This is a genomic window from Cobetia sp. SIMBA_158 (genome assembly GCF_046566945.1).
Taxonomy (GTDB): domain Bacteria; phylum Pseudomonadota; class Gammaproteobacteria; order Pseudomonadales; family Halomonadaceae; genus Cobetia; species Cobetia amphilecti.
Window position 1 is genome coordinate 412,260 of sequence record NZ_JAWJYL010000003.1, and the last position, 12,921, is coordinate 425,180.

The following is a 12,921-nucleotide window of genomic DNA, read 5'->3' on the forward strand; positions in this document are numbered from 1 at the left end:
CGTCTGTGTATCTGGACCTGTTGCTTGCCACCTGGCCTTCACCTTGCCCGCTTTGCGCTTTTGGTCTCTTTTCATGACGCCGCTGATAGGCGCTGAAAATAAGCCATGAATAACCACGAAAAAAAATGTGATTCCGTGACATCCAGACGAGAAAGGCCAGCGTTATGAACAGTGCAAGGGAGACAACGACACACCTGCAACCGCTAGCTGAACCTTATCTGTCTACGGAGTCGTCAAGATGAAAACAATCGCCTGTATCTCTGGTATTTTCGCTGCCCTCGCATTGAGCCCGCTGGCTCAGGCCATGGAGGTTCCCGAGAGCGTCACGGTGCCAGAAGGCAATGAAGTCGCCATGGAAACCGTCGGTGTCGGCAAGATCAAATGGGCCTGCGAAGCCAAGGACGATGGCACCATGGGCTGGGTCTTCAAGGGTCCGGATGCCGCGCTGAATGATGCCGATGGCAAGCAGGTCGGCAAATACTATGGTCCGCCCGCCACCTGGGAATCCATGGATGGCTCCAAGATCACCGGCACACAGCTGGCGGTAGAGCCCAACGGCAAGGGCAATATTCCGCTGCAGCTGGTCGAGGCCAACCCGGCCGACGGTGAAGGGCATATGCAGGGCGTCACCTATGTTCAGCGCCTCAATACCCAGGGCGGTGCCGCACCTGACATGGCCTGTGATGAAGCTCACAAGGACAAGGTCGAAATCGTGATGTACCAGGCCGATTATCTGTTCTACAAGGCCATGTAATCTCAAGCCCTGAATAAAATGGATTCACCACTCGATGTCGTGTGACAAAGCGCATTGACACAGGGAAGGTGCGATCATGAAAAGCCCCGACATGCCTAGCCATGTCGGGGCTTTGTCGTCATCAATCCTGGCGGGGAAATGATGATTCAGCATGAAGTCTAACAAGCAAAATCCGGTGATCATGCAGGCGATAACCGCGACGCTAAAAGAGGTGATCAGGGAGGCCATAACGAAGACGGTCAAGCCTCCCATTTCGGTGCCAAAGCCGGGGGTTTGTTTCCCCGGCCTGTGAACCGATCTCTGATCCGATAAGCTGCCGTCAGACCAGTGCCAGCATCGTATAGGGCGCTTCACAGGAGTGGCGCTCATCGCGTTCATCCACGCTGCCCAGCTCATGGTTGCGATCATTGTCATAGACCACGAACAGCCGTTCGCGATCCAGTACCGCAAGCCCTTCCGCCTTGTGCTCGAACTCCAGCACGCGACCACCCTCATGCGTCACCAACGTAGGGGGCTTGCCTGCATGGAAGTCGGCCAGCGACAGCACCCACAGATAGCCCCCGATCACCTCTTCACTGCCCTGCTCGGTCTCGAAGCTGGTCACCAGATAGAGACGTGCGTGATAGGGGTCATATTCCAGGCTCGAAAGACCACACTCGTGATTCACTCCCTCATACTGGGCGGGATCAAAGGCATAGACGTCGTGAAGGTCCTCGATGAACTCGATATTGTCGCTGTCGGTCATGGCATAGCGCGCCCCGATGACGCGACGCACGTACGCGAAGTCATCATGCGAGTTGCCTTGTTCGCGCACCCCGAACAGGATCAGCCCATCACCCTTGTCACTCGGGACGACCGCCAGACCTTCGATCTTGTAGTACGGCTGGCCAATGGCCGCTTCCAGCTTCTGACGAAACTCCAGTGAGCCCTCGACCCCGTCACGCGGGTCCGGGTCGACCACCTGCACCTTGTCTGGCTCACCCAGTGGCCAGATCAACAGATGGTTGTAGGCATTCAGGGCATGGCTCTCGCTGTCGATGCGATCAAACCCGGTGGTCGCCAACATGTGACGGCCATCGGTGGTCAACGCGAAGTCTTCATACTTGACCGCCTGACGGATCAACGGCGTGGTCAGATACTCAAGCTGACTGTCATCCGGCCCGCGAGAATCCAGTGGCAAGGAGAAGACCGCCGAGCGCCCCTCGCCCGGGATCGGCTTGTCACTCGCCATCAACAGACGCTCACCGTCATAGGCCACGGCGGAAATTTCCGCGTTCACCAGCTTGCCCTCCTCATCCTTCAAGCCGGCCGGAAAACAATGGATCGTGCCCTGTTGCGTGATACGTACCTTCGCCATGCATGGCTCCTTGAAATGAAACATCATGACAATGGGACAGGCCATGCGGGATTGAGTTCGTGCTAACCACTTGAAGACCTTGAACCTTAATCACCATCAGTGCAGCACATTGCGAATGAAACGCAGCATCCCGGTGCCCGTGTTGTGGTAGCGGTAGGCCTGATCACTGGGATAGACATGGAAATCCCCGGCGTAAATGACGATTTCCTCGTGTTCCAGCGTGAGGGTCAGCTCGCCTTGCGTGACCACCAGCATCTCGTGCCAGCCGGCATCATCGGGCGCGGAGTCATAGTGCTCGCCGGGGGCGAGGGTCCAGTCCCATAACTCGACTTCCTGGGTCGCCGGTTTGCTGGCCAGCAGCACGGCGCGGCTTTCGGGCGCCTGCCCGACCCACGCCACCTCATTGATGCGTGCCGAGTCTTCGCTTTCCGGAGGCTGCACCAGCGCGTAGAAGAGCACCCCTAGCGCCTCGGCGAGCTTGTCGAGCGTGCCCAGGCTGACATTGACGTCGCCCTTCTCGATGTTCACCAGCATGCGGCGGCTGATCTCGGCCTGATCCGCGAGTGCCTGCTGGCTCAGCTCGGCGGCCAGACGCAGACGGCGAACATTGGCCGCGACATGGACCAGAACATCGGGTCGATCTTTACTGTTGTGCAATATAGTGCGCATCCGTACAATCCCGCTGACGATGAGGGAAGCCGGCATCCTACTGGCCTCAAGCTCCCTTCCCTTGCTACCTCAATGTCCCTGAATCATGCCGCATGTGTTCTTGACTGACCATGCCCGTCATCCACTGGATCGCTCAAGGAGACTTCAATGTCCGTTGCCGTCGCCGCCTCCTCTTCTCGTCTGTGGCCCGTCGCCATGCTGCTGGTCGCCATGTGCTCGATCCAGAGCGGTGCTTCGCTGGCCACTTCCCTGTTCCCGATGATCGGCGCGGCGGGCGCGACGGCGATTCGTCTGATCATCGCCTCGATTCTGCTGCTGGCCATTCTGCGCCCGTGGCGCAAGCCGGTGACGCGCAAGGCCTGGAAGTCCATCAGCATCTACGGCGTGGCGCTGGGCGTGATGAACCTGCTGTTCTACCAGGCCCTCAAGACGGTACCGCTGGGCATCGCCGTGGCACTGGAATTCACCGGCCCGCTGGCCGTGGCGCTGCTGAGTTCGCGCCGCTGGATCGATCTTGGCTGGGTGGCACTGGCGATCACCGGGCTGGTACTGCTGCTGTTGCTGGGTGAGGACACCGCCGCGCCGATCGACCCCGTCGGTGCCGCCTTCGCCCTCGGCGCTGGCCTCTGCTGGGCGCTGTATATCCTGTTCGGCCAGAAGGCCGGCGCAGGCAATGGCACCCAGAGCGCGGCGCTGGGCATCACGATCGCGGCAGTGGTCGTCGCGCCCGTCGGCCTGATGGAGGCCGGCAGCGCCATGTTTTCCGTGGATATCCTGCCGTTGGCACTGGCCGTCGCGGTGCTCTCGACCGCGCTGCCCTACACCCTCGAGATGGTGGCCTTGCCGCGCCTGCCGACCCACACCTTCGGCACCCTGATGAGTCTGGAACCCGCCTTCGGGGCGCTCTCCGGCCTGTTGTTCCTCGGTCAGACGCTGGGCATCTTCCAGTGGCTCGCCATCGGTCTGGTCATCGCCGCCTCGGTGGGCACGACGCTGACCGGTCGCAGCAAGGAAGTCTTCGATGGGCCGGTGCCGGATTGAGGATGTCCCCGCCGACTGCAGCTGAGCCGTTCAGATGTTCCGTTCAGCTGAACCGTGCAGACGTAACTCTCAGCTGAACCGTTCAGGTGCCCTTTCAGGAAGAACGGGACGGTGAATCAGGACGCAGCGTGGGATATCGTGTCTTTCTCTATCACGCTTTTCGAGACAGGAGACCGCCAGATGACATCGCCACGTTCCGCGTCTTCCTCACCCTCCGCTGCGCGCTCCACCACCCAGATGGTGGTGTGGTTCGGGCTGAGCTTCCTCACTGCCGCCATCGGCGCACTGGCCTCGGTTGACGCCAAGACCTTCTATGCAAGCCTCACCCAACCGGCCTGGGCCCCGCCGGCGGGCGCCTTCGGGCCGGTGTGGACGGCGCTGTTCGTGATGATGGCGCTCGCCGCCTGGCGTGTCGCGCGCGATGGCTTGCATGCCAGCAATGGCTTCCGTTGGCGCCATCGTCTGGCGCTTGGGCTGTTCGTGGTGCAACTGGTCGTCAACGGCCTGTGGAGCTGGCTGTTCTTCGCCTGGCATCTCGGTCAGGCGGCGTTCATCGACGTGCTGGTGCTGTGGGCGCTGATCGCCGTCACCCTGATCGCCTTCTGGCGTATCAGTCGCCTGGCCGGGCTGTTGATGCTGCCCTATCTGGCGTGGGTAACGCTGGCCAGTGCGCTGACCTGGTCCGTCTGGCAAGCCAATCCGGCCCTGCTGGGCGGCTGAATCGTCAGCGATCGACCTGACGACAGAAGAGCGGCCAGCACTCGGGCCCCGACGCCAGAACATCCCTCGCGGACACCAAACGACAACGCCCGGCCGACACTCGCATGAGTCTCGGCCGGGCGTTGTCGTATCAAGCGTCGTCTTTCTGGTGCAATTCTTGCTGTTGCGATGATGCCTTGCGGTCCTCTGGCGCCGCCGTGCGGGCCTGGTGAGCGATCAGATTTCCTGACACGCCTTCAAGCGACCTTCCTCTACTACCAGCACGCGATCCGCGACCTTGCGCAGCAGTGCCGCATCATGACTGACCAGCACCAGCGCCGTGCCCTGCTCGCGTACCATCTTCACCATGCAGGCGATCACCTCCTGCTGAACCAGCGGATCAAGACGCGAGGTTGGCTCATCGGCGAACACGAAGCGCGGCTTGATCAGCATCAGACGCAACAGCGCGAAACGCTGCAGCTCGCCACCCGAGACCTGTCCCGGCAGACGCGAAAGCAATCCCGGCGCCAGGCGCAGTTGTTCCATCAGCTGCGGCAGCTGGCTGTCATCGAGACGATGATGTGCGCTGAGATCCTTCAACAGGCGCCCCAGTGTCCGGCGTGGCGGGAAGGTCGCCACGGGGTCCTGATAGAGCTTCTGATATTCCAGGCGTACGGCATGCTGGACCACGCGCCCTGAATGCGGTGCCAACAGGCCGAGCAGCGCATCGCCCAGCGATGACTTGCCACAGCCTGAAGCGCCCTGAACGCCGATGATCTCACCGCCCTTCACGCTGAGTTCCACGTCACGCAGCAGTGTGGTGTCCCCGCGCGCGATGGTCAGATTCTCGGCGTGGATGATGGTCTCGCCTGCCGCCTTGCCATCACCGCTCACACTGTCGGCTGCCGGCTTGAAGGCGGCCTCCGGCCAGGCCTGCGGCGCGGCATTCACCAGGCGTCGGGTATAGACATGTGTCGGCGCGGCCAGCACGTCACGCGTCGCGCCCTGCTCGATCACCTGCCCCCTGCGTACTACCATCAGGCGGCCACCGATTTGGTGCGCCAACGCCATGTCATGGGTGATGACCATCAAGCCGGCACGCGGTGTCTCGGCCAGTGACTTGAGCAGCAGCTCGCCGATCTCGCTGACGCGGGCGGCGTCCAGCCCCTTGGTCGGCTCGTCGGCGATCAACAGCGGCGCGCCGCCGGCGCGGGCAGCGGCAAAGGCCACACGTTGCGCCATGCCACCGGACAGCTTGCCCGGCAACTGCTCGCTGGCCGCGGCGACACCCAACTGCTCCAGATCACTGCGCGCGGCCGCGTGGGAGGCTTGCGCCGAACGCCCCGCGACCAGTCGATATGCCTCACCGACCTGACGAATCACCTTCATCAGCGGGTCCAGCGCCAGCCAAGGCTCCTGGGGCAATACCGCTAGGCGGCGACCCCAGAGCGGGCGACGATTCTCTGGCGTGTGCAGAGGATATTGCTCGCCGTCGAGCCACAGGCTGCCGGAGGCCACAAGCTCCGGGGGCAGCGTGCCCAGCAGTGCCTGAGCCAGCAGACTCTTGCCGGACCCCGTCTCACCGATCACCACCAGCGGCTCCCCAGCCTTGAGCGCAAGCGAGACAGGCTCCAGCAGCGCCGTCTGCGCGCCCCGGACCCGCACGCTCACATCCTCGGCACTCAGTACCACATCATCCGCCGTTGCCCCATGCCGCGTGTAAGAGGCAGGCGTAGTCATTGTCGCGACATTCATGGGCGCGCTCCTTCGAGGGTGTCCGCGGCGGTTGACGTTCTGGCCTTGCTACCGGACATCAGCAACAGCCCAAGCAACAGCAGGAAGGTGACCAACACCGGCGTCAGCAGCGCGAATGGCGCTTCACGCCAATACGGCAACAGCTCGACCATCATCGTGCCCAGCTCCGGCGTGGGCTCCGGAATGCCGACGTGCACGAAGCCCAGCGCGGCAATCGCCATCAGGGCATTGGCCATGCCGAAGGCCATCGCCGTCATCATCACGGGCGCCATTTCCGGCCACAGGTGATGACGAAACCGGTACCAGGCCCCGAAGCCCAGCAGACGGCTGGCCTCGACGCCGGGACTCGCCAGCACGCTGCGACCGGTAGCGCGGGCCAGGCGGAAGAATTCCACCCACAGCACCAGCGACAGACCCAACCACAATGCCAGCGGCGTCGACGGCAGAATGACGCTGACCATCAGCACCAGCAGCAGCCCCGGCAATGCCAGCAGGCTGTCTGCCACCAGGCTCAACAGGCGCTCGGCCCAGCCACCGCGTCCCGCGGCCAGCAGGCCCAGCGAGATGCCTGAAAACGCGGCCAGAATCACCGCCCCCGCGGCAATGGAAAGCGACAGCCCAAGCGCCGCCACCAGGCGGTGATACAGGGAGCGCCCAAGGTGGTCATAGCCCAGCGGGGCGCTGGTGATCACCTCGCCGGCGTCAGAGACACCGACGGCATCCGCGCCCTGCAGCGCACGATAGAGATGCTGCTCCAGCGGGTCTCCCGGTATCACCAGATTGCCCAGCAAGGCCAGCAGCACCAGACTGGCGACCATCGCGGCGCCGATAACCCGGCGCAACGGCCAGTCGAGACGTGGACGACGCACGGCTTCCACGCGCTGCGGCGCAAGCCCTTCCACCACCTGATTCATTTCACACCCCGTGGGTCCAGTTGGCGACCCAGCAGATCGACCAGCAGATTGATCAAGACAAAGCCGACGCCCAGCACCAGGGCGGTGCCCTGCACCATCGGCACATCGCGCGAGAAGATGGCGTGCACCAGCGCATGGCCGATGCCCGGCCAGCCGAAGATGCTCTCGATCACCACCACACCCTCCACCAGGGTCACGAACTGCAGCCCCAGGTAGGTCACCAGCGGCAAGGCCACATGGCGCAGGCCGTGACGCCAGAAGGTCTGGGCGTTGCTGAGGCCCTTCCAGCGCGCGAAATCATGAAAGGCCGTCTGGGTGACGGCGGCCATGGCATCGCGTGCCAGGCGTGCCGATACCGCTGCCAGACCGAGCGCCAGCGTCATCGCCGGCAGAATGAAGTGCTGCGGCTCACCGTGACCGGCGGCCGGCAGCAGGCCCATCTCCACCGAGATCAGTAGGATCAGCACCAGCGCCAGCAAAAACTGCGGCGTGGCACGCAGCAGACTGCAGACGGCCAGCAGGCTTCGGTCCAGCCAGCCACCGGCACGCAGACCGGCCAGCAGCCCCAGCGGCGGGCCGATCAGCAGCGAGATGCCCAGCGCCGCGCCGGCGAGCGACAGGGAGTTGCCCAGCTGATGACGAATCTCCACCCACACCGATTCACCGGAAATCAGCGAGGTGCCAAGCTCCAGGCGCAGGATATCGCCCAGCCAGTAAAGGAAGTGCAAGCCGCCCTGTGCCTCGAGGCCCAGTTCGGCGCGTACCGAGGCCGCAGCGGCCGCATCCAGCGCATCATAGCCATAGCGGCCGGCCGCGATACGCCAGGCGGCATCGCCGGGCAGACTCTGCATCATCAGATAGCTGGCGCCGCCGACCATCAGCACCACCATCAATAGCTGCAACAGACGTGAAGGGAGATTCATGGTGCCCACCGCAATTCTGAAAGGCCGAAACTACGCTCCCAGGGGTCTACCTGAGCGCTTTGCAGTCGATTGGAGATCGCCAGGTTCTGGTAGTACCAGGCGATGGGGATCACGGGCAGCGCCCGCTGGATCACGCCGCTGGCCTGGGCGCGCGGGTCCTGCCCTGCGGGCGTGGGCCCATAGCCCTCGCGTGCCATGCGCTCAAGCTCGGCGGTGAAGTCCGCATCGAACCAGCCCATCGCGCCCCAGTCGCCACCGGGGGCCTTGGGGGTTCCCGCGTAATCGCTCAGCACGTTGCCGATGGGGTCCGGCACCATGGCCAGATTGCGCGCGAACAGCGCCATGTCGAGACTGCCGTCGTGGTGGCCGGCCGGAATCGCCGAGAAGTTGGTGATATCCAGACGCGTCTGGATGCCGATGGCGTGGAACTGGCGCTCCAGCACCGTGGCGACCAGCGGCAGCTCCGGACGGTCCGAGAAGGTGATCAGGCTGATCGCGAGGCGCTGGCCATCCTTGTGGCGGACACCCTCCTCGCCGACGGTCCAACCTGCGGCGTCCAGTAGCGCACGCGCCTCGGCGACATCCTGATGCAGCTCGGGCAGCTCGGGGTCATGCCAGCCTTCCACCATCGGCGGGAACAGTTGGCTGGCGCCACGCGGATAGCGCAGCACGACCTTAGCGATGGCGGTGCGATCGATCGCCAGACTCAATGCACGCCGTACAGCGGGGTCCTGAAAGGCCGGATGATTGGCGTTGACCTTCAACAGCATCGTGCGCGGCGTCGCGGCCGCCGCCAGAGTCACACGCGGCGACTGGGAGAGACGCTGGCGACTGGCGGGATCCAGCCCATAGGTGAAGTCGGCATCTCCGCTCTCGGCGATCAATGCCCTGCCCTCGGCGCGGCTCACCGCCTGATAGCGCGCCTGGCGCACCTCGGGCTGTGGGCCCCAGTAGTCCTCGAAGGCGGTGACTTCCAGGCTCAAGGGTGGCGTCATGCGCAGCATGCGATAGGGGCCAGTGCCGATGACCTGCTGGGCGGTGCCCGTCTCATCGAAGGCTGCCGGCGCCAGTATCTGCTGGCGATAATCGGCCAGATATGCGGGCAATGCGGCGAAGGGCTCGCTGAGGGCAATCACCAGCGTCTGGGCATCTTCGGCAACGATCCGCTCGACCGGTACCGACTTCAGCAAGCCCGGCCTGGCACGTGCGATCTCGAGCACCTGACGCGCCACCTCGGCATCCAGCTGGCTGCCATCATGGAACTGCACGCCGGAGCGGAGCGTGAAGCGCCACTCCAGGCCGTCATCCAAGACCTCCCAATCGCTCGCCAATCCCGGCTGCAGCTCTCCCTTGGCATCCACCTCGACCAGTGTCTCGACGATCTGCATGCGCTGGAAAAGAATGCCGCTGAGCAGCGGGTCCGCCCCCTTGATGTCGAAGGGTGCCACGATCTCCAGACGTCGTGTGTCAGCCGCCGACGCTTGCGCCGCTGAGGCATCTTGCGCATGGCTGGGCTGCACCATGGCCAGGCTCAGCGCGACGCTGGCGACGGCCAGCTGCCTGCGATCGTGAAGGAAGGTTCGGTATTGCCACCGAAGCCTTGAGAGCAATTTGACCATCGATATCGCGCGTCCCGAGCAAGAGCATGGATGCCGACGCGCAACAGGCGCCGAGCGAAGAAAAACGCAATGTTATAGTGTAACTATTACGTTTTGGCAACTCTCGACCCACCTTCTACGACTGGGCAAAGCTGTACTGGTACTTGAGAGACACTTGAGAGGGGCTGGACAAGTACTGGACAGGCATTCACTTGTCAGCAGCAACCCAACATCCGATGATAGATGGCAAATTACATTAGTATGCGCTAACCGACTGGTCCGCTATTCTGGACGAATGGTCATCAGTCCGCGCATCTGTGCCCCTACCCTCAACAATAAGCGACAGGATCATGGATGATCTCAGCATTACCCCTATCAGCGATTCGGCTTGCAGCAGCTATCTGAGCGCCGCGGCTCGGCGACTGTGCTGCGGCAACATGCTCGCGACCTACAAACGGCATGGCATGAGCTGGGACGAGGAGTTGTTCAGCGAGCGCTGGCGGGACAACGAGAACTACGCGATACGTATCAATGGCGAATGGGTCGGCTTCATCAGCCTCAAGGCCCTGCCGGACATCCTGTATCTGCGCGACCTGCAACTGGTGCCACATTGGCAAGGCCGTGGCGTCGGCTCCGCCTGCCTGAACTGGTTGATCCAGCTGGCAACGCAACAGGAGTACGGCCAGTCGCTGATGAAAGACCGCGCCTCCGAGCTTTCCCCGGGCGCTCAGCCCTGCCCGCGCGCGCTGCGCCTGAGAGTCTTCTCCGACAGCCCGGCATTGGCACTCTACCAGCGCCACGGCTTCACCCTGGTCAATGAGCAGTGCACCCCGACGCGCAGTGGCAGCATCATGGCACTGGAAAGACCCCTCGCCTTCCAGACAGTGCCGACGCTTGCCCCGCGGGGTGATCACGCGCCCCTGCCCCCGGCAGGCAATGCCTCTCTCGACACGATCATCGACGACCTTACCGAGGAAGAGGCCTTGACGATCACCGCCAAGCGCAAGCGACAGTCCCCTCCGGCCGCACGGAACATCGCGCACCATTAGGCGATTTCCCGTGCGCGATTTCCGCCAGATACGACAATGCCCGGTCCTATGACCGGGCATTGTCGTATCTGGTGGAAGCTTCACTTCCCATGGATAGCACTTGCTCCTGTTCCCTGGATTCCCTTTTCAATACTCAACAGCGATTGATTGCCGTATTCGATCATGGGGCACAAGACAGAGTGTAAGTTCGCCATGAGTGGCATATTGTCAGTCTGTTCCAGCAAAGCATCTCCCCCCCCATAGAGAGTATCGCTATTATAGCTGGAGACATTGAGTACAGGGCACTGCCGGGATCACAGTGAATTCCAATGAAGAAAGTATTATCGTCCAAGCGACAACACGGGAACGAATGCGCATGGCATAATGAAGGGACAGACATTATGGAGTTGTTATGAAATACGCAGTCGTTCTGACGGCCCTATCTGCCCTAGGCATGAGTTCTTGCCACGATAGCAGTGCTGATGAGGGCAATCAGCAAGCAATCGATACATTTATTCAACAAATGAAAGATGCTCTTGTTCGCGTTGAAGGGGGCAGCTTTCAGATGGGAGATTTTGGTCCCATCGATCCCAACCTGACAGGTAGCAACAAAGGGTTACCTTATAGCGCTGAACAAGATAACAAGCCGTTGCACAAGGTCACACTAGATACGTTTTATATGTCACCCACTAAGGTGACATACGCAGACTATGATATTTATACCCAAGCTACGGGCAAAGATAAGATCAATAATACTAGCGAGTTCGAAATGCAGTTCCGTCAGGATAATGTACCCGCTGGAGTAGACTGGCATCAAGCCAAAGAGTATTGTAGTTGGCTAGCTGAGCACACATCATTGCCCTTTACTTTACCAACAGAAGCACAATGGGAGTATGCAGCACGATCCGGTGGTGAATTTATCCCTTATGGCACTAGTACTGGTACTTTAGAAAAAGGAAAGAGCATTCCTACAAATGAAGAAGTAAGGGCCGCAACCCAAGCTGGAGATTTTAGTAATCTTGCACCTTATCCTGTCGATATATATGCACCCAACTCACTAGGTTTATACCAAATGAGCGACAATGGTTACGAATGGGTATCAGATTGGTATTTGCATGATTATTACAATAACTCTCCACAAAAAAACCCCAGAGGACCAGACGAAGGGAAAGAAAAAGTGGTGAGAGGGTTGCCGCATGGCGATGGCTGGGGTGGCAGTTTAACAATGGAGCGTTATCATGCGCCAGCACAGATTACAGATAATGACACTCCGATTACGTATACATTTCGTTGTGTAGTTAATGCTGGAAGTATTTAGAAACGATAAGCCGTCGTAGGCATAGCGCGCGTGAGTCAGAGGGGCTGTGTCATCCCCTGCTGCTGGCGCCTGAGCGTAACGGCTGGCCTCGACCATGCGGTGCTCGGCATCGTACTGATAATGCCATGTCTGACCATTGGGCTCGATGCGGCGTGTCAGATTGCCGTAGGTGTCGTAGTGATAGTGCGTGCCAGCATAGCGCTTGAGCAGGTTGCCCATCGCGGAAGAGAGCTTGGGCGCATTGGGAAAATCGACACGTACTCGCGATTCAGGCGTGTGATCCAGACCATCACGCGGGCGCTCCTGCGTCCAGCGGGTCGCTTGCGTACCATCACTGGCATCACTCCCCTGGCGATCCGATTCGACCAGATTACCCGCCGGATCAAACGCGAAGTGCTCTTCGCGCAGCGGCGAGACAGCCTGACGCAGGCGGCCCAAGGCATCATAGCCGTAGCACAACCAGCTGATCAGCTTGCCACCCGGTAGCGTGGTGGTCTCGCGACTGCCCAGAGCATCGTGAGTATGGCTGCTTAATGCACACCGAAGGACACCTTATCAGCTAGCTGCCAAGGCTTGGCTTGGTGAAACGTCAACTACACCCTTCATACCAAACATCTTCATACCCCTCATTATCTATAATAAATTTGTACCCAGCGCCAAGCCCTAAATAGCTTTTTACTTCTGGGAAAAAATTATCGATATGCTCAAGGTGAACCGGCTTGAAAAAATCATCCGCATCGCTAAAATCGCCGGCCCAAAGATACCAACCTGTTTCGCCTTTTTCACTCGGCGGATGCAGGCTCTGAGTGCAACACCCTATTGAATTGAGGGTGGTGCTTCATTGTGCTTTGCCATCAGTTCATTC

Annotated in this window: 12 protein-coding genes; 6 read left to right on the forward strand and 6 right to left on the reverse strand. The window is 61.0% G+C overall.

What is annotated here, in order from left to right; all coding sequences use genetic code 11:
* Window positions 1-238 precede the first annotated feature (238 nt).
* Complete coding sequence (locus tag R2R70_RS07700; protein WP_216060293.1) at window positions 239-754, forward strand: DUF3455 domain-containing protein; 516 nt, start codon at window positions 239-241, stop codon at window positions 752-754.
* Between the two features lie 151 nt (window positions 755-905).
* Window positions 906-1,046: a hypothetical protein gene (locus R2R70_RS07705; protein WP_216060294.1), complete on the forward strand. Its 141-nt coding sequence runs from the start codon at window positions 906-908 to the stop codon at window positions 1,044-1,046.
* Window positions 1,047-1,073: 27 nt separating this feature from the next.
* Here R2R70_RS07705 and R2R70_RS07710 read toward each other — a convergent pair whose 3' ends face one another.
* Together R2R70_RS07710 and R2R70_RS07715 are read right to left on the reverse strand one after the other, a co-directional pair.
* Window positions 1,074-2,111 (reverse strand): hypothetical protein, encoded by a 1,038-nt coding sequence (locus R2R70_RS07710; protein WP_216060295.1) that lies wholly within the window; start codon window positions 2,109-2,111, stop codon window positions 1,074-1,076.
* A gap of 96 nt (window positions 2,112-2,207) precedes the next feature.
* Window positions 2,208-2,768: a helix-turn-helix domain-containing protein gene (locus R2R70_RS07715; protein WP_410977731.1), complete on the reverse strand. Its 561-nt coding sequence runs from the start codon at window positions 2,766-2,768 to the stop codon at window positions 2,208-2,210.
* A gap of 159 nt (window positions 2,769-2,927) precedes the next feature.
* Here R2R70_RS07715 and rhtA point away from each other — a divergent pair, with 159 nt between their 5' ends.
* Window positions 2,928-3,821 carry a threonine/homoserine exporter RhtA gene (gene rhtA / locus R2R70_RS07720; RefSeq protein ID WP_410977732.1) on the forward strand — a complete coding sequence of 298 codons (894 nt, stop codon included), beginning with the start codon at window positions 2,928-2,930 and terminating at the stop codon, window positions 3,819-3,821.
* Between the two features lie 180 nt (window positions 3,822-4,001).
* Window positions 4,002-4,541: a TspO/MBR family protein gene (locus R2R70_RS07725; protein WP_244995001.1), complete on the forward strand. Its 540-nt coding sequence runs from the start codon at window positions 4,002-4,004 to the stop codon at window positions 4,539-4,541.
* 216 nt (window positions 4,542-4,757) lie between these two features.
* Here the strand turns inward: R2R70_RS07725 and R2R70_RS07730 are convergent, their stop codons facing one another.
* From R2R70_RS07730 to R2R70_RS07745, 4 genes are read right to left on the reverse strand one after another with little or no spacing between them, the layout of a single operon-like run.
* Entirely contained in the window at window positions 4,758-6,275 is a 1,518-nt protein-coding gene (locus tag R2R70_RS07730; protein ID WP_216060297.1) for an ABC transporter ATP-binding protein, read from the reverse strand.
* Entirely contained in the window at window positions 6,272-7,189 is a 918-nt protein-coding gene (locus R2R70_RS07735) for an ABC transporter permease (protein WP_197738734.1), read from the reverse strand. Before R2R70_RS07735 ends, R2R70_RS07730 begins: the two co-directional genes overlap by 4 nt.
* A complete protein-coding gene (locus tag R2R70_RS07740) occupies window positions 7,186-8,112 on the reverse strand; it encodes an ABC transporter permease (protein ID WP_054556011.1) in 927 nt (308 codons plus the stop codon). Before R2R70_RS07740 ends, R2R70_RS07735 begins: the two co-directional genes overlap by 4 nt.
* Window positions 8,109-9,635: an ABC transporter substrate-binding protein gene (locus tag R2R70_RS07745; RefSeq protein WP_216060298.1), complete on the reverse strand. Its 1,527-nt coding sequence runs from the start codon at window positions 9,633-9,635 to the stop codon at window positions 8,109-8,111. The genes R2R70_RS07740 and R2R70_RS07745 overlap by 4 nt, the downstream gene beginning before the upstream one ends.
* A gap of 425 nt (window positions 9,636-10,060) precedes the next feature.
* Here R2R70_RS07745 and R2R70_RS07750 point away from each other — a divergent pair, with 425 nt between their 5' ends.
* Together R2R70_RS07750 and R2R70_RS07755 are read left to right on the forward strand one after the other, a co-directional pair.
* Window positions 10,061-10,759 (forward strand): GNAT family N-acetyltransferase, encoded by a 699-nt coding sequence (locus R2R70_RS07750; protein WP_216060299.1) that lies wholly within the window; start codon window positions 10,061-10,063, stop codon window positions 10,757-10,759.
* 391 nt (window positions 10,760-11,150) lie between these two features.
* Window positions 11,151-12,056 (forward strand): formylglycine-generating enzyme family protein, encoded by a 906-nt coding sequence (locus tag R2R70_RS07755; RefSeq protein ID WP_216060300.1) that lies wholly within the window; start codon window positions 11,151-11,153, stop codon window positions 12,054-12,056.
* Window positions 12,057-12,921 lie beyond the last annotated feature (865 nt).

Bases quoted from the DNA above. Each gene is read 5' to 3' on its own strand.
- R2R70_RS07700 (WP_216060293.1), top strand. From the start codon at position 239: ATGAAAACAATCGCCTGTATCTCTGGTATTTTCGCTGCCCTCGCATTG.
- R2R70_RS07705 (WP_216060294.1), top strand. From the start codon at position 906: ATGAAGTCTAACAAGCAAAATCCGGTGATCATGCAGGCGATAACCGCG.
- R2R70_RS07710 (WP_216060295.1), bottom strand. From the start codon at position 2,111: ATGGCGAAGGTACGTATCACGCAACAGGGCACGATCCATTGTTTTCCG.
- rhtA (WP_410977732.1), top strand. From the start codon at position 2,928: ATGTCCGTTGCCGTCGCCGCCTCCTCTTCTCGTCTGTGGCCCGTCGCC.
- R2R70_RS07725 (WP_244995001.1), top strand. From the start codon at position 4,002: ATGACATCGCCACGTTCCGCGTCTTCCTCACCCTCCGCTGCGCGCTCC.
- R2R70_RS07730 (WP_216060297.1), bottom strand. From the start codon at position 6,275: ATGAATGTCGCGACAATGACTACGCCTGCCTCTTACACGCGGCATGGG.
- R2R70_RS07735 (WP_197738734.1), bottom strand. From the start codon at position 7,189: ATGAATCAGGTGGTGGAAGGGCTTGCGCCGCAGCGCGTGGAAGCCGTG.
- R2R70_RS07740 (WP_054556011.1), bottom strand. From the start codon at position 8,112: ATGAATCTCCCTTCACGTCTGTTGCAGCTATTGATGGTGGTGCTGATG.
- R2R70_RS07745 (WP_216060298.1), bottom strand. From the start codon at position 9,635: ATGGTGCAGCCCAGCCATGCGCAAGATGCCTCAGCGGCGCAAGCGTCG.
- R2R70_RS07750 (WP_216060299.1), top strand. From the start codon at position 10,061: ATGGATGATCTCAGCATTACCCCTATCAGCGATTCGGCTTGCAGCAGC.
- R2R70_RS07755 (WP_216060300.1), top strand. From the start codon at position 11,151: ATGAAATACGCAGTCGTTCTGACGGCCCTATCTGCCCTAGGCATGAGT.